Source organism: Blautia sp. HCP3S3_D9 (assembly GCF_052063845.1).
Taxonomy (GTDB): Bacteria; Bacillota; Clostridia; order Lachnospirales; family Lachnospiraceae; genus Blautia_A.
This window is the reverse complement of sequence record NZ_JBQHWS010000012.1, coordinates 1-22,669: the sequence shown is the minus strand read 5'-3', so window position 1 is coordinate 22,669 and position 22,669 is coordinate 1. Positions and strand designations below refer to the sequence as shown.

Annotated in this window: 19 protein-coding genes; 16 read left to right on the top strand and 3 right to left on the bottom strand. The window is 38.5% G+C overall.

All coding sequences use genetic code 11. The features are described 5' to 3' along the window. Positions 1-48 precede the first annotated feature (48 nt). Positions 49-1,485 carry an RICIN domain-containing protein gene (locus tag ACTNES_RS04430; RefSeq protein WP_441038615.1) on the top strand — a complete coding sequence of 479 codons (1,437 nt, stop codon included), beginning with the start codon at positions 49-51 and terminating at the stop codon, positions 1,483-1,485. Between the two features lie 96 nt (positions 1,486-1,581). Here ACTNES_RS04430 and ACTNES_RS04425 read toward each other — a convergent pair whose 3' ends face one another. Beyond that, positions 1,582-2,766: a class I SAM-dependent methyltransferase gene (locus tag ACTNES_RS04425; protein ID WP_441038614.1), complete on the bottom strand. Its 1,185-nt coding sequence runs from the start codon at positions 2,764-2,766 to the stop codon at positions 1,582-1,584. Positions 2,767-3,180: 414 nt separating this feature from the next. Beyond that, a complete protein-coding gene (locus tag ACTNES_RS04420; protein ID WP_441038613.1) occupies positions 3,181-4,344 on the bottom strand; it encodes an IS630 family transposase in 1,164 nt (387 codons plus the stop codon). Positions 4,345-4,427: 83 nt separating this feature from the next. Here ACTNES_RS04420 and ACTNES_RS04415 point away from each other — a divergent pair, with 83 nt between their 5' ends. The 11 genes from ACTNES_RS04415 (at position 4,428) to ACTNES_RS04365 (ending at position 15,597) form a co-directional block, all read left to right on the top strand. Next, positions 4,428-5,210, top strand: a complete 783-nt coding sequence (locus ACTNES_RS04415; protein ID WP_441038635.1) for an Ig-like domain-containing protein — start codon at positions 4,428-4,430, stop codon at positions 5,208-5,210. Between the two features lie 363 nt (positions 5,211-5,573). After that, positions 5,574-6,545 carry a hypothetical protein gene (locus ACTNES_RS04410; protein ID WP_441038612.1) on the top strand — a complete coding sequence of 324 codons (972 nt, stop codon included), beginning with the start codon at positions 5,574-5,576 and terminating at the stop codon, positions 6,543-6,545. Positions 6,546-6,560: 15 nt separating this feature from the next. After that, positions 6,561-7,223 carry a hypothetical protein gene (locus ACTNES_RS04405; RefSeq protein ID WP_216458710.1) on the top strand — a complete coding sequence of 221 codons (663 nt, stop codon included), beginning with the start codon at positions 6,561-6,563 and terminating at the stop codon, positions 7,221-7,223. A gap of 149 nt (positions 7,224-7,372) precedes the next feature. Then, positions 7,373-8,080 (top strand): transglutaminase domain-containing protein, encoded by a 708-nt coding sequence (locus tag ACTNES_RS04400; protein WP_441038611.1) that lies wholly within the window; start codon positions 7,373-7,375, stop codon positions 8,078-8,080. A 43-nt stretch (positions 8,081-8,123) separates the two neighbouring features. After that, positions 8,124-9,065, top strand: coding sequence for a hypothetical protein (locus ACTNES_RS04395; protein WP_291811089.1), 942 nt, complete (start codon positions 8,124-8,126; stop codon positions 9,063-9,065). A 315-nt stretch (positions 9,066-9,380) separates the two neighbouring features. Further along, positions 9,381-10,892, top strand: a complete 1,512-nt coding sequence (locus ACTNES_RS04390) for an MBOAT family O-acyltransferase (protein WP_216458707.1) — start codon at positions 9,381-9,383, stop codon at positions 10,890-10,892. After that, entirely contained in the window at positions 10,879-11,859 is a 981-nt protein-coding gene (locus ACTNES_RS04385) for a hypothetical protein (protein ID WP_216458706.1), read from the top strand. Before ACTNES_RS04390 ends, ACTNES_RS04385 begins: the two co-directional genes overlap by 14 nt. Positions 11,860-12,048: 189 nt before the next feature. Then, the gene (locus tag ACTNES_RS04380) at positions 12,049-13,569 is read left to right on the top strand and encodes an amino acid adenylation domain-containing protein (RefSeq protein WP_441038610.1); all 1,521 of its coding nucleotides are present in this window, start codon (positions 12,049-12,051) and stop codon (positions 13,567-13,569) included. Beyond that, positions 13,566-14,765 (top strand): diaminopimelate decarboxylase family protein, encoded by a 1,200-nt coding sequence (locus ACTNES_RS04375; protein WP_441038609.1) that lies wholly within the window; start codon positions 13,566-13,568, stop codon positions 14,763-14,765. Before ACTNES_RS04380 ends, ACTNES_RS04375 begins: the two co-directional genes overlap by 4 nt. 20 nt (positions 14,766-14,785) lie before the next feature. After that, positions 14,786-15,010 carry an acyl carrier protein gene (locus ACTNES_RS04370; RefSeq protein ID WP_117676612.1) on the top strand — a complete coding sequence of 75 codons (225 nt, stop codon included), beginning with the start codon at positions 14,786-14,788 and terminating at the stop codon, positions 15,008-15,010. Positions 15,011-15,213: 203 nt separating this feature from the next. Further along, entirely contained in the window at positions 15,214-15,597 is a 384-nt protein-coding gene (locus ACTNES_RS04365) for an Ig-like domain-containing protein (RefSeq protein ID WP_441038608.1), read from the top strand. A gap of 111 nt (positions 15,598-15,708) precedes the next feature. Here ACTNES_RS04365 and ACTNES_RS04360 read toward each other — a convergent pair whose 3' ends face one another. Further along, positions 15,709-17,181: a transposase gene (locus tag ACTNES_RS04360; RefSeq protein ID WP_441038607.1), complete on the bottom strand. Its 1,473-nt coding sequence runs from the start codon at positions 17,179-17,181 to the stop codon at positions 15,709-15,711. A gap of 254 nt (positions 17,182-17,435) precedes the next feature. Here ACTNES_RS04360 and ACTNES_RS04355 point away from each other — a divergent pair, with 254 nt between their 5' ends. The 4 genes from ACTNES_RS04355 to ACTNES_RS04340 all read left to right on the top strand — a co-directional run bounded on the left by ACTNES_RS04355 (position 17,436) and on the right by ACTNES_RS04340 (position 21,719). Further along, complete coding sequence (locus ACTNES_RS04355) at positions 17,436-17,804, top strand: hypothetical protein (RefSeq protein ID WP_441038606.1); 369 nt, start codon at positions 17,436-17,438, stop codon at positions 17,802-17,804. A gap of 383 nt (positions 17,805-18,187) precedes the next feature. Continuing rightward, complete coding sequence (locus ACTNES_RS04350) at positions 18,188-19,156, top strand: SH3 domain-containing protein (RefSeq protein ID WP_441038605.1); 969 nt, start codon at positions 18,188-18,190, stop codon at positions 19,154-19,156. 9 nt (positions 19,157-19,165) lie between these two features. Further along, positions 19,166-20,221, top strand: coding sequence for a M14 family zinc carboxypeptidase (locus tag ACTNES_RS04345; RefSeq protein ID WP_441038604.1), 1,056 nt, complete (start codon positions 19,166-19,168; stop codon positions 20,219-20,221). 169 nt (positions 20,222-20,390) lie between these two features. Beyond that, positions 20,391-21,719 carry an IS200/IS605 family accessory protein TnpB-related protein gene (locus ACTNES_RS04340; RefSeq protein ID WP_441038603.1) on the top strand — a complete coding sequence of 443 codons (1,329 nt, stop codon included), beginning with the start codon at positions 20,391-20,393 and terminating at the stop codon, positions 21,717-21,719. Positions 21,720-22,669 lie beyond the last annotated feature (950 nt).

The window sequence follows — 22,669 nt, the reverse complement described above, 5'->3', positions numbered from 1 at the left end:
GGAATTAGAAGAAAGATTAGCATTATTTATGGAAAGGAGAGTTTTATAATGAAACATTTGAGAACAAAAATAAAAAGTGTAATTGCAGTGATCTGTGCATTTCTGATGGTATGTATGGTAATGAACACGCCGGCATATGCGGCATATACGCGAAAGTGTTATCTGATTAATAACGCAAATACGACTGTTTATAGTAATTCCGGATTAACCAGACGTTATGGAACAATTTATGGTTCTGATGAAATTACAGTATTGTATGTTTCGAGTCGTTATTGTAGAGTTTCTTATCCGATATCTTGGTCAAGATCAAAGACAGGATATATTCCGACAAGTGCAATTTTAACAGGAACATCCGGTAATACTTATACAGCAAGTGCTCAAGTGACAACATATCGCAGACCAAATGGCTATTCATATGGATATATCTCCAGAGGAGACAGAGTTACAATTCTAGGAACATATGGAAATTATACACAGGTAAAATATCCGGTATCCAATGGACATAAGTATGGATTTATTACTACAGCAAATGCTAATGCATACATTAGAAACACTAATAGTGGAAATGGAAGTGCAAATATTTCAAATGGCACATATAAAATTGCTACTGCATTAAATACGAATTATGTTCTTGACGTAAATAATTATGCGACATTTAATGGTGGAAATGTAGAGATTTATCCATATCATAATACCAATAATGAAAAATGGACAGTTACAAGTATTGGCAATGGATATTACAGAATCAAAGACGTTAATTCTGGAAAATCTCTGGATGTAAATGGTGGCGGAAGTGCAAGCGGAACAAATGTCCAGATTTGGGAACAGAATGATACCAATGCGCAGAAGTGGCGATTTGTAAATGCAGGAAATGGATACTATTACATTGTAAATGCTAATGGATGTTATCTGGATGTACAGAATGCTCAGGTAAAGGACGGAAATAATGTATGGGTATATACCGGAAATGGTACTAATGCACAGAAGTGGAAACTGACATCAGTATCTGTAACTTCCTCTTCTAATAATTCATCTGGAAGTGCATTTAAAAATAAAGTAGGTCAGACGGTAGCAAATATTTCATCCTATTATTACACAAATGGAAATCTTTCCTATAGGGGTGGATATAAAGGACAATGTACTTGGTATGCTTATGGAAGATTTTACGAAGTAAATGGAATTGCTCTTAGAACGGCAAGAAACGCAAAATATTGGTTGTCTGAGAATTCAAATGATAGCAGAGTAAGAGTAACTTATACTATACAGCCTAAGAGCATTGCAGTAAGGACTTCTGGAACCTATGGACATGTTATGTTTGTTGAAGATGTTGCATATGAGAATGGAATACAGTATGTTTACTATACCGAATGCAATGCAGATGGAAATGGTAGATATGATGCTGGAAGAGATTGTATTGTGAAAAAGTTAAGTTATTCTGAATTCATAAGAACCAAAAATCCGGCGGGATATATTGTAAAAAGATAAGGAAGTAAAATTTAAAAATTAGATTGAATTTATAAGAATATGCAGCCTGGTCTTAAAAATGATAGATCAGACTGCATTTTTTAGATTGAATGTGTTTTAATACCACCGTGTCATTGGCAGTTCATTATTAATTCCTTTAGTCATAAGAATCTGGTGAAGATCAATAATTCCGTTATGGAAGGTAGCAGCACATGCAGATAAGTAGAGATCCCACATACGCAGGAATGTTTCATCAAACATAGTTCTTTCTTTTTCGATATTATCTCGGAAATTCTTTTCCCAGTGAAGCAGGGTTTTGTTATAGTGAAGACGAAGGTTTTCAATATCCAGAGTATGGAAATTGTCTTCTGCCATGTGATTTAGAATTTCTCTGAGGCTTGGAACTGTTCCGCCCGGGAAGATATATTTTTTAACCCATGGGTCACCCGGATGTTCTTTAAGAGCACTGATAAAGTGAAGTAGGAATAATCCGCCGGGTTTCAGAACTTTTTCTACACAGTCAAGGAAGAGCTGATAATTGTCACGACCCACATGCTCCAGCATACCGACACTGACAACTCGGTCAAATTGGTAATCATGTTTCGGCAGATCACGGTAATCCATCAGTTCAACCGTAAGATAATCTTCCAGTTTCTGTTCTTTAATACGTTTCTGGAATTCTGCATACTGTTCATGGCTCAAAGTAATTCCAGTGCCATGAACTTTATATTTCTTTGCAGCTTCAATTAACAGGAATCCCCATCCGCAGCCGATATCCAGAAGGCTCATTCCTTCTTCGAGATGTAATTTCTTAAGAATATAATCAACTTTATTTACCTGTGCCTGATACAGTGTATCGTCTTCATGAATGAAGTAGCCACAGGAATAACTCATAGTTTCGTCCAGCCATAATTTGTAGAAATCATTTCCGATGTCATAATGGCTGGTTACTTCCTTTTCCTGGTTCTTTTTAGATGTGGAGCTGAACATGATTTTTTTCAGGGCAGATTCATTGGTAGAGAATTTACCCATCTGTCCCAGAAAATGATCCAGTGCTTCGTAAAGATTTCCCTCGATTTCAAGGTCACCACGCATATAAGCTTCACCCAATGCCAGTGAAGTACTCTTGACCAGATCTGCGAGAGGAATTGCTTTTTTGAAATTAACTGTAAATGTAGGTTCTCCTTCTCCGATATGATATTCGGAATTCTTAAACTTTACCAGAAATGGATAATCTGTAAAGCGTTCAAGGAACTGCACCATTGCTTTCTCTTCTGTCTTTTCTCCTAATGTCTCAAACATAATAGGTTACCTCCTTTAACACATGGTTATGATACACCTTGGAGGGGCATTTTCGTCAAGGGGCGAATTGTACAAAGATGGGTGAAGAATCTAGGAATCTTGTGGCAAGATTATTATGGAATAAAAATTTATATAAGTTTAAATGAGTCGTATCTTATGGACGAAAGATAAATGAATATTTTCAAAAAGTACACTTTATATTGTGTAGATAAATAAATGATGATAAGATTGTTTCATGAAAAATGGTAGCTTATAAAAAGGAGATGTATGATTTATGAAGAAAAAATTTTTAAAAAAACTTTCTATAATAATATTAACTGTTATGTTAATTACATTACAACAGAATGTTAGTATATTGGCAAATAGTGTACCAGAGATATATTCTAGTACATCGAATAATAAATTGTTGATAGTTTAAATAGTTGCTGCTTCATCCGGATCAATTTCATCCATTTTATATGTCCAATGATAGACGATCGGATCAGCATTGATCTCATCGAAGTAGAGGTATATTCGTTCCGATAGTTCCTCCTTTGAATTGACACGAATGCCCTTTAACATTTGCTTTGTCATTTTGCTAAAGAAGCTTTCAATCATGTTCAGCCACGAGGTGTGTGTCGGAGTAAATACAAACACGAAACGATCTTCTGGCAATGTTGCTAGAAACTGACGTGTTTCCTTTGAAGTATGCGCTGAGTGATTGTCCAGTATCAACCGAATTGTGTCACCTTCTGGATATTTTGCATCGAGAATCTTTAAAAACTTAATAAAATCAGAACTTTTGTGTGTCTGACTAACCAATGGAATTGCCTCGCCTGTCAGGAGATCAATACCTGCAAGCAATGACAGCGTTCCAAGCCGCACATACTCATAATCCCGACGGACATAACCGTTTTCCTCTGTTGGATTATGGTCAGGGTATTTGTTGGCAATAGCCTGAATGCCGGGTTTCTCATCATACGAAACAGTATGTGTCAAATGCCCGTTGTCCGGTATGGTGATATTTCCATTATCATCAAACTGCATCTCCACCTGTTTATAAACCAGGAGGACATCATGCATTTTGTTCTCAAAATCAGGGTCTTTGCGTTCAAGATAATACTTGATTTTGAACGGTTTAATCTCCATCTTTTTGAGATATTTTTGAAGCCACGGTTTTGTAACTGTTTTTAATCGTGGATAGCCAGCTTCTTCAGCATGTTCTTGTATGTGTTTGTGCAATGCTGCCAATGTCCATAATTCTGCGGCATAGCCAAGATCACAGGGTTTTTGGCAGGCTATACTGACAATCCATGCTTTTGCATCGTCAGTAATCTCAGTTGGACGGCCGGAACGTTCATCATCAAATACAGCAAGGTTAATTCCACTACTGAGATAACGGCTAATACAACGGCGGACAGTATTCACGCTAACTCCAAGACCATCTGCAATAGCTTTGTCTGTTTTGGCTTCAGATTTCCATAACAACATACGGGCACGGTCAACAACCTGTGCCTGGATAGTTCTGGTTTTAATCAATGATTTCAGATAGGCACGTTCCTCATCTGATATTGTTATACTATAAGGTAATGCTGGCATAATTGACCTCCATAAAATGTATTGATTAAGTCCATTATACCAGATATCGAAGCTATCAACAACTTAATTTATATTATACTAGTATTAGCCAAGAAAGTAAAGTTCCCCAAAGTGGAGAAAATAGCATTACTATTAATAAAGGAAAGACAAAGCAGTTTGTAATTGATAATGTACTTTTGGGAGCTAAAATTAGCTATAGTTCATCAAATAATAAAGTTGCATATGTGAACTCCAAAGGCATTATAAAAGGAATTCAAACTGGAAATGTAATCATAACAGCTAAAATTATACAGAATAAGAAAACTTATTATGTAAAGTTGAAAGTAAAGATATGTGATTTACAAAAGGACTGGTATAAAAAAATACTTGGTTCTAAAACTGGAAATTATTATGTTAAATACTATGATGGAATTAAAATAGATAAGAGGAAAGTAAAACGTAGCGATTTTACATACTACAAATTGATAGATTTAAATAAAGATGGTATCAAAGAATTATTACTTTCAACAGATCCTAGTAATTGGAGAGATAATAGAGTACTGTTATTGACTTATTATAATGGAAAGGTAAATCCATTGATTTGTTTTGAAGGAGCAGGGGCACGTGGGCATCAATTACTTAATAAAAAAATGTTGATTTTTGCCAATAGTGGTAGTGATTTTGATTCAAAAATGTATGTTACTGTGAATAAGGGAAAGTTGAAGATTTTGCAACGAGTGGGATGGCAAGAGATTAAAGAATCTGCTCCTTATTATATGAAGTATACAGTTGATAATAAAGAAGTTTCAAAAGCAGAATATAAAAAAGCGTATAATAAATATTGGTCTTCAACAGCAAGTCAAATTGAATTTAAACGAATTTATTAGTTTGAATAGGTAAAAACAAATTATGATTTTTAAAATTTGCGAGGATTTATTAGAAAATTCTAATGATATATTCATTAAATTATTGATATCTTTATAAAATAATATGTGCTTCTAAATAAATAATAAGCAAAATAGGTGTATGTGATATAAATGGTGTAACATCTAGGATGAGCAAAACCCAAACAGTAGTTGTTAAGTAGCAAAAACCACTGCCGGACTTCCCGAAATATGGAAAATCCGGCAGTTTTTGTATAAAAAAGTCGTTCGATGAATTGAAAAGACACGGCCAATATACTATAATTGCAATATAAAATGCAAAGGAGGACAACTTTAAATACGACACAGTATGAGGAGGAAAAACTGATGAAAAGAAAGAGAAATTCATCTGCGCTGAAAGTTACATTTGCAGCCGTGATGATGACAGCAGCACTTACATTTGGAGCGGGGAGTGCTTATGCTGCAGAGAATACAAATGAACCCACAGTTACTGTAACACCGTCACCGGAAGTAACACCTGAGGTACCATTACCAACTGCAACACCAACACCAGCGCCCAAAAAAGGTTTGCTGAAGGAAGGCAAAATATATCGCTATTACGTAAATAATAAGCCAATCCGAAATAAATGGAAGAAGGTCAACGGCAAATATTATTGGTTTAAATCAAATGGTGTTGCCGCCCATGATGGTCATTACAAAATTAATGGTGTCTTCTATGTATTTGACAAAAATGCACAGAGATTAATGCCTGGAAAGAATACGGTTGTAAAGGTTAATGGCGTGAAATATTTCGTTGATGCCAAGGGAAGAGCCATTACAGGTTGGAATGAACTAAATGGTAAAATGTACTATGTGCATAAGAACGGTAAATGCGCAACAAATGAGACGGTAGGCGGAATTAAATTTAACAAGAACGGATATGCGTCAAATCTGACACAGGCGAGATGCAAGCTTGCAGCGAGAAACTTTATCGCACGTCACAGCAATGCAAATTCAAGCAATTATGAGAAATTCCGTTCCTGTTTCCGCTATATCATGGCCTATACAAACTTCGTAGGAAATATGGATCCGACACCACAGGAATTTAAGACAAAAGACTGGGTTTATAAATATGCCCTTCAGATGTTCCAGAATGGTCTGACAGGAAATTGTTATGGAATTGCCAGCAGTGTTGCAGCAATTGCGAAGGAGCTGGGATATGAACCATATGTCATTACAATTCCAGATGGACACAGTTTTGTTATGATCAATGGTCTTTACTACGATAACATGTACGGAACCTTATTTGGTGCGTATACACGTCCTGCATATACAATTGAGTACAAAATTAAATTTTAAAAAAGGAGAATGAAGATGAAACAGACAAAGAGATTTCTGGCAGTCGTACTTTGCATGCTTCTTATGCTGACACCGTTAGCTACTGTAGCTGAAACAGTACATGCAGCAAGCCCACAGACTGTCAAAGTAAAACTGGACAAGAAAACAGGTAAAAGATATGGTTATGATGCGAACAACCAGAAAGTTACTAACAACTGGGGAGTAACTTCCAGCGGTTTCCGCTATTATTTCGACAAAAAGGGTGCTGCTTATCAGGCGGATAAAGATACTGTTGGAAAATATGGCATTCTGATGAAAAAGATTGGTACTAAATATTATGGCTTTGATGTGAATGGTCATACAGTACAGGGAATCCGTGTAGGAAGCCCGAATATCTATGATATTCCGAAGCTGTATTACTTCAATCCGAAAACAGGAGCTGTAGATACCAAGAAGACAACTTTATACAGAAAATATGCAGCAACTTCTACTCTTGGAAAACTGAACAATGCATCAAAAATCAAGAAAGTTCTTGGAAAATATAAAAAATGCACAATAAGCAAGAGCAATACATGTATGCTGGATGGAAACGGCAAGGATGTTACTTATACTTATGATTATGTACAGTTAAATGTTGTACGCCCGACTGGAAAAGGAAGCAGCGCAGAGGTAGTTGCAAGTATTACCGTAAGACGGTAGTTTAAGCGAACCAGTTATTTACGAAACGATGTACTAGTGAATTGCAAATAATAAATTGACTAAGAAGAGAGGATCAGAATATGAACAGAAAAAAGATTACAGCATTATTACTTAGTTCAGTAATGGCATTTACACCGGTGATGCCGGTTATGGCAGAGCAGTCAACTGTTATTGATTATGTAGATGGAACAGTTGAGACACCTGATGTAACACCAACTCCGAAAGTAAAGAGCGGATGGAAAACGGTCAAAGGAGTTAAATATTATTACGAAAATGGTAAAAAGGTTACAAATAAGGCAAAAAAAATTGGAAAATACACATATTGTTTTGATAAAAACGGAAAACTTGTAACCAACAAACCGTACTATAAAGTTAGTAGGAATGCTTATTATAAAATTAAAAAGAATGGCCGGGCAACAAAGTTGTCGGATGTTGAGACTATGGCAGCGAATGTACTTGAGAGAAATAAAGGTAATTTGAAAAAAGCATTTAATTGGTCTGCATCCCTTACATATGATGGAAATACAAAATTTGCAAAAAATACACCTGCAGAATATGGCGTATTTGGGTTTAAAACAGGAGCAGGTGATTGTTATGTAATGGCAGCTACTTTTTACTGGATGGCTAAAGTTGCAGGATACGACGCTCACTTTGTAAAGGGTTATGCTTTAACTAAAAAAGGTAAAAACTCTCATGCATGGGTTGAGATTGATCAGAAAGTTGGCGGTAAAACAAAGACTTATGTGTACGATCCAAACTTCCAGCATGAATATGGTCCAAAGGGATACAATGGATATAAAATTACATATGGCGCTAAGGGCACTTTGAAATATGTGAATTATAAGAGAGTAAACTAAAGCAGTAAAAAACTATAAAGAACGACTAGAAAGGACTAAAATTATGAAAAGAAAAATCGTAACAGCATTTATGATGGCAGCACTTGGAAGCAGTCTTGTATTTACTCAGGCAGCTATGGCAGCAGATACTACAGCAAAAACAGAAACATCAGATGATGCTGACAAGGATGCAGCAGACACAGAGAATAAAGAAGCAGATGATACAGAAACTGCAGATGACGAAGCAAAGGATGAAGATTTAAAGACAATCGGTGAGAAACCGGAAGAGGACACAGAAGGTGTTCTTTCTGTAAAGCTGAAAAACCTTACAGGTAAAGTTATCACAGGTGTTGCTGTTAAAAATGAAAAGGACGAAGAATATCCGGATAATTTCCTGAAAGAGGAAGATAAGTTCGAAGCAGATGAAGAAAGAGTTCTCTGGTTTGATCCGAATGCTAAAGATAAAGCAGACGAAGAGAACAAAGATGCAGCAGATGACAGCAAGGACGCTGCAGAAACAGAAGAAACCAAAGAAGATACAAAAACAGAGGAGACAGCAGACGGAGAAGAGAAAGACGATGCTGAGAAAGAAGTTCCAAAATACAACATTCAGTTAACTTTCGAAGATGGAACAACAGCTGAAATTCATACTTTCCCATTTGGTGATACAGAAGAAGCAGAGCTTCATCTGGAAGATGAAGTAGCATATCTGGTATTTGACAGTATCAGTCAGAAGAAGGAATACAATACTCTGCAGACAGAGAAAGACCTGCTTCCGAAACCAACAGAAACACCTGCACAGACAACTTCTCAGTCAACAGAGAGCTATGACAACAGCAGTGATTATGATTACAGTAATGATTACGATTATAGCAACGATTATGATTACAGTAATGATTATGACTACGATTATGATGACTCTGACGATTACGACTATGACGGATCTGATGACAGTGGTTCCGATGATGGTGGAAACGGATGCCTGGATGACGGATTATTAAATTAATCAGATCAGACAAATATGAGATAAATGTGAAAGTTCCATTGATCTGAAATTGACAGTTTTGAATTTTTACAGATAAATATCTATAGAAATCATAAATCAAAAATAAGAATAATAAAAACAGGGCGCTGCATTATCTGAGGTAATAACATAGTGCAGTGCCCTTGTTAAGTACAGTGGGAAATATATGGTTACTGTTTACAGAATGAAGATTAGTATCAGAATAACTGCTTATATGCAGTAAAAGATGTTTGATCTGGATGAGTGATGTATAAGAGTAACATATAAGAAAGTTGTACATATTTAGGGAGAAAGATCATGTCATTAGTTTCAAACTTGTTTTTACTGTTTGTGGCGGTGAGTGTATTTGTTTATTATATTGTACCGCACAAACTCCAGTGGCTGGTTCTGTTATGTTTCAGCTACATTTATTATCTGGCTGGTGGTGTCCGTTATGTGGGCTTCATCCTCTTTTCTACACTGGTTACCTGGGGCATTGCACTTGCAGTTGAGAAGACGGAAGCAGGCGGAAGCCACAAAGGTGCCAGAAACCTTCTTGTTCTCGGACTGATATTGAATTTCGGTATGCTTGGAGTTGTGAAGTATACAAATTTTGCTATCGAGAATCTTAATGCTTTATTTCACATGAATTTAAGAGGGATGGAAATTCTGCTTCCACTTGGAATTTCTTTTTATACTTTCCAGTCATCCGGATATTTGCTGGATGTGTACTGGAAACGCTGTGAAGCAGAGAAGAATCCTGTAAAATATGCATTGTTTGTTTCCTTCTTTCCGCAGATCCTTCAGGGACCAATCGGAAGATACAGCCGTCTGGCACATCAGCTTTATGAGCCGCATAAGTTCGAGGGTAAGAATATTGCCAGAGGATTTGAACGTATTCTCTGGGGCTTCTTTAAGAAGATGATCCTGGCAGACTGGGCAGCAGTGTTTGTAGATGCGATTTTTGATAATCCGGATCAGTACAGCGGACTTGCTATCTTTGGCGTTTTATTTTACACAGTTCAGCTGTATGCAGACTTTTCCGGTGGAATGGATGTAGTAATCGGTATTGCGTCTATGTTTGGAATCGAACTGGATGAGAACTTCAAGCGTCCATTCTTCTCCATTTCCATTACAGACTTCTGGCACCGCTGGCATATCACACTCGGTACCTGGATGAAGGATTATGTGTTCTATCCGGTGACCTTATCTAAATGGATGGGAAAATTCGGTAAATGGGGTAAGAAAGTATTTGGCAAAAAGACCGGACGTACATTGCCAATCTGTCTGGCTAACCTGATCGTATTCTTTGTGGTTGGTGTGTGGCATGGTGCAGCATGGAAGTACATTGTGTACGGTATGTACAATGGTATTATCATTGCTTTCAGCGGACTTATGGCAGAACATTACAGAAACTGGAAAAAGAAATTCAACATCACTGGAAAAGAGAACTGGTATCATGTATTTATGATCATACGTACTTTTATCCTGGTAAATATCAGCTGGTTCTTTGACAGAGCGGACACAGTGGGACAGGCTTTTCATATGATGAAGCTCTCTGTTACAAAGTTTGCACCGTCACAGTTACTGCTGATCCCGGCCGGTAAAGAGGGAACTGCTTTTACTCCTTATGCACTGGCAATCCTGGCAGTAGGCTGCATTATTCTGTTTATCGTAAGTGTCCTTCAGGAACGTGGCATGAAGATAAGAGAATCACTTGCAGGACTGAGTCTGCCGATTACTGTAGCAATTTATTTTTGTCTGCTGGCATCCATCGGTTTCTTTGGATCAACAGCAGTAGCGAGAGGATTTATTTATGCGCAATTTTAAAAAAGTTTTAAAAACGTTCCTGGTACTGGTCGTGTGTGTGGCTCTTCTGGCAGCACTTGACCTGGCACTTTATCCATGTACATTTATGAGAAATGATGTGCATGCAGTTGTGACACAGCAGTTTGACGATATTATTGTTGGAACTTCCCATGGAAAAATGGATATTAATCCGGATGTGATGGAGGAAGTTACGGGACGCAGCGGACATAATCTCTGTGTCGGCGGCGAGTATGGAATTGATGCATATTATCTGGTCAAACTGATCAAAGAGAAACAGAATCCAAAGAGAATTATCTACGAGGTTGACCCGGGATATTTTGTATCAGAGAAGGAAGAAGGAAATAACTATCTGCTTTTCTATCATGAATTCCCGATCTCAAAAGCAAAGGTGGAGTACTTCTGGAATTCTATTGCAAAATGTAATTTCCGTACTGTGCTTTTTCCGTGGTATGAATATTCTCTCAGCTATGAATTGCCGAAGGTAAAGGATACATTCACCCAGAAAGTATCCGGCGATTATGATGTATCTCATCTGAAGAGTGATTCTCAGGAATATCATGAGAGCGGATTTATCGAGAGATATCCGGTGGACGTGACGAAGCTTAAGAAGTCTGAACCGAAGCTCTATGAAGAGGGTCAGGTAAATGAAGAAAACATGGAATATCTGAAAAAGCTGATCGCATACTGCAAAGAAAATGATATTGAATTTGTGGCAGTAACAACACCGATTCCGATTAATACACTGAAGGATTACAGCGATAATTACAATGCTGCATGGAAATATTTCGGCCAGTTCTTTGAGGAACAGGGTGTGGAGTATCTGAACTTTAACACAGAATATTTCAAGACATTTACACATGACCTGAAAGCTTATACAGACTATGACGGACATATGAATGGAGATGCGGCAGAAGCATATTCAAAGGTTCTTGCACAGGTTCTGGATAGCGTCGGACAGAAAAATTGATTAGTTAAATATTAGTTACTGATTATGGTTACTGGTAATTGAAGCAGGAACTTACCTGATTTAGTTTGAATGAATCAAAAAAGTTTCCTGCTTTAATTGTAAATATTTACTTGTTGATATTGTGAAAATAGGACAGACAGTAGTAAAATGAATAAAAACCTTGTGAAGTACAGAGGGGAGGAATTACATATGAAAACAAGTATTCTGGAATATCTGGAAGAATCCGCACGGAAATATCCGGAGAAGACAGCTTTTGCAGATGAACATACATCCTGCACATTTAAGGAACTGGAACAGACCGCACGCAGAACAGGAACTGCACTTGCTAAACATTTCACACCGAGAAATCCGGTGCCCGTATTTATGGAGAAGAGCGTAGAAACCATCGGGGTTTTCATGGGCGCTGTTTATGCAGGATGCTTTTATGTACTGATGGATACAAAACAGCCGGCGAGCAGACTTCAGCAGATCCTTGGAATTCTGGACAGTGATGTGATCGTTACATCTGAGAAATATCTGAAGGATTTGGAGAAGTTGGAGTTCAAAGGAAAGGTTCTGATGGCTCCGGATCTTGCAGCTGAGCAGGAGAATGAAGCTGTGCTGAATGAGATCAGAGAACAGGCATTGGATGTGGATCCGCTGTATGGAATTTTTACTTCCGGGTCAACAGGAGTTCCCAAGGGAGTTGTGGTAGGGCATCGTTCAGTGCTTGATTTTATCGATTGTTTTACAGAGCTTTTTGATATTACAGATAAAGATGTGATGGGAAATCAGGCACCCTGGGATTTTGATGTATCTGTTAAAGATATTTATTCCGGACTGAAGACAGGAGCAACTGTCCAGATAATTCCGAAGCAGCTATTCTCTTTCCCGATGAAGTTGATTGACTATCTGATCGAGAGGGAAGTGACCACGCTGGTGTGGGCAGTATCTGCGCTGTGTATTATCTCAACTTTGAACGGATTTGAATATAAAGTTCCGGATAAGATTAAGAAGATTCTTTTCTCCGGTGAGGCAATGCCTGTGAAACATCTGAATATCTGGAGAAAATATCTGCCGGATGTTATGTATGTAAATATTTATGGACCAACTGAGATCACATGTAATTGTACGTATTATATTGTAGACAGGGAGTTCCAGCCTGGAGATGTACTTCCTATGGGCAAGGCATTTCCAAATGAAAAAGTATTCCTTCTGGATGAAGAAGACAAGCTGATCACAGAGAAAAATAAAAATGGTGAACTCTGCGTAACCGGAAGTGCACTTGCACTGGGATATTACAAAAACAGAGAACAGACTGCGAAGGTCTTTGTTCAGAATCCACTGAATGACAGATATCTGGAGCCAATGTACAGGACCGGTGATCTTGCTTATTATAATGAACGTGGTGAGTTGTGCTTTGCAACACGTAAGGATTTCCAGATTAAGCATATGGGACATCGTATTGAGCTTGGAGAAATCGAAGCTGCTATGGATAAGGTTCCGGAGATTGTGAGAAGCTGCTGTATTTTTGATACAGTTAAGAGCAAGATCGTAGCTTTTTATGAAGGAGATATTGAGAGAAGACCGCTGGCAAAAGCGTTGGGGCAGTATGTACCTGCTTTTATGGTTCCGAATGTATTCCGCCAGGTGGAGAGAATGCCTCTTACAAAGAATGGAAAGATTGACAGAAAAGCTCTTACCGCTATGTATCAGGAGGAAAAGAAATGAGTTCCTATGGATTTATAAAAGAACTGATCGAGAAAGAACATACGCCAACTCCAGCTTATGTTTTTGACCTGGATAAGATGAAGGAATTTGTAAAAAAAGTGCAGAGCTGTCTTGGAGAGAGAGCACAGTTATGTTATGCTATGAAGGCAAATCCTTTTCTTACAGGACCCATGATGGATGTGGTTCCGACATTTGAAGTGTGCTCACCAGGTGAATTCAGAATCTGCGAGCGTGTTGGTGTGCCGATGGAAAGAATTGTTCTTTCGGGTGTGTATAAGAACCCTGAAGATGTGGAATATGTACTTTCTACATATGGAGGAAAGGGAGTGTATACTGTAGAGTCTTTGCAGCATTTACAGATTCTGAATGATACTGCAGTGAGACTTGGCATGAAGATTACGGTGTTGATCCGCGTAACAAGCGGAAATCAGTTTGGCGTAGATGAAGCAGATATCAGGAAAATCATTTCTGACAGAACAGATTATCCGGGGGTTGAGATAGAGGGACTTCAGTTCTATTCCGGAACTCAGAAGAAAGATCTCAGTCAGATGAAAACAGAGCTGGAGCATCTGGATGAATTTATCGGAGAGTTGAAATCTGAAAGTGGCTTTGAAGCACAGGTGCTTGAGTATGGTCCGGGATTTTTTGTTCCGTATTTTAAGAAGGATAAGAGTGAGGATGTGGAGAGTGTTCTGAGCGAATTCAGAGCACTTCTGGAAGGACTTAACTTCAAGGGTAAGGTTGTTCTTGAGATGGGAAGATTTCTGGCAGCAGCCTGCGGATATTACGTGACATCAATCGTGGATATGAAGATAAATAAAGAACAGCCGTATGTGATCATGGACGGAGGGATCAATCACCTGAATTACTATGGTCAGGCAATGGCGATGAAGCAGCCATACTGCACACAGCTTGATGCAGAAGGAAACGAGAAAACAGAAGGTGAAGAAGAATCCTGGAATCTCTGCGGAGCACTCTGCACGGTCAGCGATGTGGTCGTAAAGAGATTTCCACTTCACAAACCGCAGCTTCATGATATACTGGTATTTGAACGGGTAGGTGCTTATTCCGTTACAGAAGGAATCTATTTATTCCTGAGCCGTCCTCTTCCGAGAATCTATTTCTGGACAGAGGGAGAAGGACTGCGTATGGTGCGGGATGGTGTACATACAGATCTTTTAAATTCAGAAAAATAAGAAAACAGGGAGAGAATACGATGGAAGAATTAATCGAACTACTGGAAGAAATCCAGCCGGATGCAGACTTTGAAAACTGCGATACTTTAATTGATGACGGAATCCTTGATTCCTTTGCAATCCTGTCAATTGTCAGTGAATTGCAGGATACTTATGACATTACAATCACTCCGGCAGATATCATCCCGGAGAACTTCAACTCTGCAAAAGCACTGTGGGATATGGTGTGCAGACTGAAAGATTGATTAACTGAATAAGATATTGATGTAGGGTGCCACTTTTGGATCATAAATCTGAAAGAGGCACTCTTTTTTTGCTCAGAACAGGTCATTTGTCGGTTAAATATGCTGTTCGTCAGCAATTGAATGCAAATGAGACTTTGTATGGTAATCTAACATCATCAACAAGAGATACATAAAATCAGATAGAAAGAAAAGGGGAATGAAAAATGAAAAAGGAAAAGAAGAGAATGAAAAAAGCAGCTTGTTTATTATTATGTATGATGTTATCTTGTGGGGCCGCAAGTGCAGAAGTACCAGCAGCACAAACAACAAATGCCGTAACAGTTTATCAGGGAACACACACAGATTCATCTAATGCAAAGATGTTTTCGTTTTTGAATTTCACTAGTGTGAGTATTAATAAAGGTTGTTCAAAGAGACTGCCAAAAGCAATCTGGATGACAGGAACAAGAATCAGTTATAGCTCATCTGATAATAAGGTGGTAAGCGTAAATTCCAAAGGTGTGATAAGAGGTAATAAAACTGGAAAAGTGGTGATAACCATTAAAGTAGGTAATTGCGAAACTCGCGGTGCTCGTTCGCAACCTTGAACCAAAACAAGGAAGAACTCGCGAAGAGCACGACTTGTGGAATGAAAAATGGATAATCGGACATTTTAGGCGCACTTTAATAAGCTATGGACTTTATGAAAGTGGTAAGTCCTAAGCTATGAGTGGTTTTATGATTCGAATATATTCGTGGTGATTGATCTTATCTGCGAGAACAACAGTAATAAGTTGTGTGATCCCGGCAAGAATCAGATCAGCATGCAGAGTCCTCTCATTTTGGGTTCGGCGTCCTGCAAGACAGAGATTGTCTTTGATGTGGTTGATATCCCTTTCGACAATAGTCCTGATTTTATAGGTATCATCCCATTCTTCGGTGCCGCGGATCGTTCCGGGATAAGCACGAAGATTCTTTTCTGGGTAGATGTAGACCATCCGCCCACATTTAGAAGAGGTACAAGGGTTGTCACAGAAACAATGACGATGGGCTTTTTGAGTTGATTTATCATAAATCCATTTCATTTTTGGACAGACAAATTTATATCTTGTTACTCCACTGCGAAGTTTGGAAGTGCCTTCGTATTTCATTTGTAAAGAAGGATCATGGGGACAACACGGAATACCATCTTCATTGATGGAATAATCCAGATTTTCAAGTCCGGATCTTGCATTCAGCGGAATATAAGCTTTCGAGAAATGTTTATCATTACCAAAAGTGTCACCGGTAAGAAGGCTCTTATAGAGCTGTGCGGTATCGAAAGCAGCATCACCCAGGAAGGTTTTTGGATTAATCAAAGGATGCTTGGAAAAGAAGTCCTTCAGTGTCGGGATTAAAAGCTTTGAATCATGAACACATTTATCTTCGTCAGGGGAATCGGATTTCTTTTCGACAACGATATCAGGATGTGAAGCCATAAAGTTTTTGTTATAAAAAGATATGTGGCGGATGATGCCCAGTCCGTTGGTGACAATACCGAACTTGAAGACATAGCAAAAATGCCCATTGATATAGAGCTGCTTAATCTCAGGATTAGCAGAAGCATGAGAAGGCATGGAACCATAGGCAGCTTTATAAGGATCATAGGATTTATCAAAGCCCTGAGCTTTCGCATATGCCTTAAGCTGCTTGATGATCCTGTTAGCATACTTGGGATTATTTTCGGTAACAAATGCTTCGATGCCGGAAGAATCAAAGATGGTCATATCCGCTTTTGCAGAGTCAATCGCCTGACAGATAGGCTCGGTAACATCAACAAGGTTATCGAAAACAAGCTGGAGGTCATCTAAAAAATCCTGTTTGAATCGGGTGATTTTGGAAGCGTCAGGGACTTTAATAAAACCGCAGAATTCCCGAAGTGATTTTGAGTAAGCGAGAAAAGTCAGGAGAAGCTGATCCGTAGGGATAGAAAAAATACGCTGAATAATCAAAGCCCACAGAAAAGCTTGCAAAGGGTATTTACGGGTTCTGCCTGTCGATGCATAGAAATGATTTCTAAAAGAAATCGGAATTAACTCATCAATATCGATATGTGTTTCTAATAGAGAAAGAAAAGCAGGTTTGTCATTTTCAAATTTTTCATGGCAATCTGAAAAAATATCTGCCAAAGAAAGCTGTTTATATGGTATCATAAGTATCAGAATAACTCCTTTCTTGGATGTAGGTTTATAGTTTTTAGTCAACTCTATTATACCATATCCGGTGAGGAGTTATTTGTTTATAGGTAACAAAAAATGCCGTATTTATGCGGCTTGTGGCGTTTCGCAAACGCCTACTAGCATATTATTATCAGAGAGGAGCATTTAGGTCAATTCGTCCTAGGAATTATGGAAAAGTAAAATTTGAAAAAATGTATCCGAGATACACAAAAGGAGATATGTTTTACATGTGTTCTACCGTGGCGGAAAAAAAGAATGATGGAATGCTTGCATCATTTCAGGGATCAAAGCAGGATATTGGAATGCTTGTTTCATTTAGATTTGGAAATGGTGCAATTAGTATTAATTTACCGCAAGAAGTAGAAGTAAAGGATAAAAGTACTTTGAATTTTTACTCTACAAGAGGACTATTTACAAGTACAACGCCAGGTCTTGCTGATTATGCTGGACCAGCTATAAGACCAGGCCATCAATTTAAAGTAGAAAAATTCTACATTGATAGGGACATGAAAATTATATGTCAGGTTTCTTATAGGGGAGAAAATGGTTGGTTTAATTGTTCTGATAAAAGCATTGTGATTAAAGATGCGAGATAGAAATTCAGCATACATAGAAGAGGCAGATCTGCCTCTTCTATGTATATATAAACATTTGTAGAATTTTTGTGAAAAGAGGGATAAAAAATGAAGGTTAAGAACAAAATGATAGGGAATAGATAGTTTGGAATTACTAAAGAAAAATTAAAGACGAAAAGGTTCTAAGGTATGCTCTCTTTTATGTAGTTATGGGAAATAATATATCTCATTCTGCTTGAAAGAGAGCATTTTATTTATTATAGAAATATTTATTTCTATATAAAACAGGTCATTCATCCGATAAACCAGTTATTTCAGCATAAAATCAGCCAAAATCACAAAAATATGATAAGATAAATACATCAAAAGATAAATACATCAAAAGATAACGGAGGATTTATAAAATGAAGAGGAGAAAAGTAAGAATACTCGCCAGTGCACTGGCATTGGCTTTAACAGTTTCAATGAGTGGATGTACAGTGTCAATAAATATGGAAAACAAAAATAAAAAGGAAACAGAAACAACGGAGACTGCTGAGACAAAGGAAGAAACAACCAAAAAGGAAACAACAGAGAAAGAAACAAAAAAAGCAAAAGAAGAGACGAAAAAGGTAGATCCTACAGCAACACCAACACCGGAACCAACAGCAACTCCTGTGCCGCAGAAGGTAGAGCAGACAGCGCCTGTTGCCAGTCAGCAGACAACATCACAGAATCAGTATGTAACTTATTATGTAGTGAACTGCAAACAGAGCATTACTTTACGTCCAAATCCGGATGTAAACTCTGGAGAAATTACTCAGATTCCATTAGGTTCTGCTGTAAGTTATGTAGGAGCAGCAGAAAATGGATTTTATAAGGTTATTTATAATGGAAATACAGGATATGCATTAGCGTCTTATTTATCCACAACAAAACCGTCAGAAACTGCAGCGGCAACTTCAGGGCAGATAAATACAGCAAATTATGAAACTTATTATGTAGTGAATTGTAATGAAAGCATCACTTTACGTCCGCAGCCAGATGTAAACTCCGGAGAAATCTGTCAGATTCCATTAGGTGCAGCAGTGTCATTTATCAGTACAGCTTCTAATGGTTTCTATTATATTTCTTATAATGGAAATACAGGATATTCATTGGCAAGTTATTTGTCATCATCTTCTGGTAATTCAAGCTATTCTACATGTAGAGTAGTGAATTGCAATGAGAGCATTACCTTACGTCCACAGCCGGATGTGGATTCAGGGGAGATTTGTCAGATTCCATTAGGTGCGACAGTAAGCTATGTAAGAACTGCGTCAAATGGATTTTACGAAATTTATTATATGGGAAATCACGGATATTCATTAGCAAATTATTTGGAATTTGAGTAAAAAGTTTTTATGAAAAGGATATTATATAAAAAGATTATATTTGGAGTAGTAGGAATGCTGTTGGGAATTTCGGGAACATTTACAATAAAGGCTTCAGAAATAATAACTCCAATTGTACAGGTAAGTAATCTAAAATATTCATACGACCAGATGCAGCAGGATCTGGCAGCTTTGCAGGAACGATACCCGGGACAAATGGTGGTGGATTCATTAGGGACAACAGCAGATGGAAGAGATATCACAGAAGTAATTCTGGGAGATGTAAATGCGGAGCATCATATTCTGGTTCAGGCGACGATGCATGCCAGAGAATATATGAATACTGTGCTGGCTATGAACCAGATAGAGGATTACCTGAGTGGATTGGAAAATCGGAGTTATGCAGATCAGACTTGGAAAGAAATATTTGAAAATGTTTGTCTGCATATTATTCCGATGGTAAATCCTGATGGAGTGACGATTAGTCAGGACGGAGTAGATGGAATTTCGGATGACAACCTGAAGAGTAGGCTTGAAGAATGTTATCAAACAGATCTTGCGAATGGAAAGGGAAGTTCAGATATAACACAGTATTTTCGGACGTGGAAGGCAAATGCGGAAGGTGTTGATCTGAATAGAAATTTTGATGCAGGGTGGGATACTTATATAGGAGCATCTGGTCCTTCTACGGAGTGTTATAAGGGAACTGCTCCTGCAAGCGAACCGGAATCGCAGGCAGTGTTAAGTGTCGCACAGAATTATGATCTGGATTGCTGTATTGCATATCATTCTTATGGAAATTTAATTTACTGGAATTATGGCAGTCAGGGTACTGTATTGGATACAGATCAGGAGTTGGCACAGTGTGTGTCTGGTGTAACGGGGTATGAAATGCATTCTACAGTGCAGGATTCTACAGATGCGGCGGGATGTAGTGATTATTTTGTACTGAATCTGGGGATTCCTGCGGTTACGATAGAGAATGGGGGGAGTGAGTGCCCTATGCCGATAGAGGAGTATCAGCCGATGTATCAGAGGAATCAGAATTTGTGGGCGGCGGTGGCTTGTTTATATAAGAATAGTTGAATAACTGCGCGTCGCATTCTCGTTACTTTAGTGATGAGTTAGACGCGCAAATTTTTTATTCAAAGAAAGAACATATGTTTACTTCTGGCACTATATGTGCTAAAATATAGCCATGGGTAGTAGAAAAAACAACAGAATCTGAGAAAAGAGTTATCAGGGAGAAATAAAAATGCAGATAATATCCAGTTATGGTGTAGAATTACGAAAACATAATATCCCGATCCGCCAGACACTGGAGATATACCGTTCTGCTGTCAGCTATCTGATTGGAATTTATGTGCAGGTATGGGAAGAATTAGCAGAAATCCCGGATGCAAAGAGGCGTTTTAATGCTGCAGAACATCTGGTACATACTACGAAGAAAAACCATGCCTGTTTTGATTTTGATATCCGGTTCCCAAAGATGCCTTCCTATCTGCGCAGATCTGCCATCCAGCATGCACTGGGGACAGTATCCTCTTATAAAACACGGCTGGATCTATGGGAAAAGACAGACGGAAAGAGCGGGAAACCAAAGCTTGTATATGAAAACCATGCCATGCCGGTCTTCTACCGTGATGTCATGTACCGTGAGGGAGCGGAAGGGAAAGACGAAGCATACCTGAAACTCTATGACGGCCATGACTGGAAATGGTTCTGTGTACGTCTGGAGCATACAGATATGGAATATCTGAGAAAATACTGGTCAGGGAAAAAGGCATCTGCCCCGACTCTGGAAAAGAGACATCGGAAGTATTTTTTGCGTTTTTCCTATACAGAAGAAGTAACACTTACCAAAACACCTGTGAAAGAACAGATCATCTGCAGTGTGGACTTAGGGATTAATACCGATGCAGTCTGTACCATCATGCGGGCAGACGGAACTGTCCTGGGAAGAAAATTTATCAATCATCCCAGTGAAAAAGACCGGATGTACCGTACATTGGGACGGATCCGCAGATTCCAGAGGGAACATGGTTCTGCGCAGACACAGGGAAGATGGGCATATACGAAACGTCTGAATACAGAACTGGGCAAAAAGATTGCAGGTGCGATTGTAAGATATGCGGAAGAAAACCATGCAGATGTGATCGTGTTCGAGTATCTGGAGATGCAGGGGAAGATATCGGGAAAGAAAAAGCAGAAACTGCACCTGTGGAGAAAAAGAGATATCCAGAAGTGTTGTGAACATCAGGCACACAGGAAAGGGATGCGGGTATCCAGAATCTGTGCATGGAATACCAGCAGACTGGCTTATGATGGTTCCGGGGTGGTAACACGTGACTGGGAAAATCACAGCATCTGTACTTTCCAGACAGGAAAACGATATAATTGTGACCTGTCAGCATCCTGTAATATAGGGGCGAGATATTTTATAAGGGAACTTTTAAAACCCCTTCCGGCAACGGAAAGGTCTTTACTGGAGGCAAAAGTCCCTTCTGTAAAGCGTAGGACCTCATGTGTCTATGCAGATCTGAGGAAACTCCATTCAGAAATGGAATTCTTAAAAGCAGCATAGATACAGGCAGATATACAGCGGACTACCTGTAATGTGGGAACCAGCCATATCCGGCATGGGAAATACGCATAACTGCGCACCTAAGTTACAGGCGTATCCGCCGATATTCAGTCTGACGCCTAAAGCGTCTGGAAGCACGCGACTTCAGTCGTGTGAGGATAAAGTTTTTAATTCACTAGGGACGCAAGCTCAAATAATTCTCTTCGGCTCGGTTTCGGGCCTTAAGAAAAGCTAAGCCTCGAGAAATCTGCTAAAAGCATTCGCAAATAACTCAAACTCGCTGCGCTCAGACAGTGAGTGATTTGCGAATAACGCAGATTTCCCGAGGCTAAGATTTTCTAAAGGCCCTGCAAATGTCGCCGAAAAGAATTATTGGCACTTGCTGGTTGTTGGTTGGGACTGGTTGTTTGGGTGGTAGCTTTTTCTTATATATAGTGTAGGAAGAAGCGGACTATACATATATGTGGTAGAAGAGGGGGATTTATTGGTAGATACAGGGGGAGGCATGGGACTAATAGATTTTTGGACGAAATAAAAAAGTTTGTCAAATTATGAAATTAACTGTTGACATTAGTCAGCTCTGGTGTTATATTAGTTGAGCTGTCGGAAATAATTGTTTCTTGAAAAGAGATAATTCAAATAGATTTCTGAAAGAAAAAAGAAATTTAAAAAAGTGCTTGACAACTTAAAGCAAACGTGTTAAAGTAATCAAGTCGCTTAAACAGAGCCGACAATCACAGATCAGAAGAACAGTTCGGAAAACCGAAAGAGTTCGAAAAACTTTGAAAAAACTTGAAAAAAGTTCTTGACAAAGAAAAAGAGATGTGATAAAGTAAACAAGCTGTCGCAAGACAGACAACCTTGATAACTAAACAGTGAAACACATACGATTCTCGAAAATTCTTTACATTTTTAAGAACGGTTGAATAAACCAAAAACAGTAAAAACGA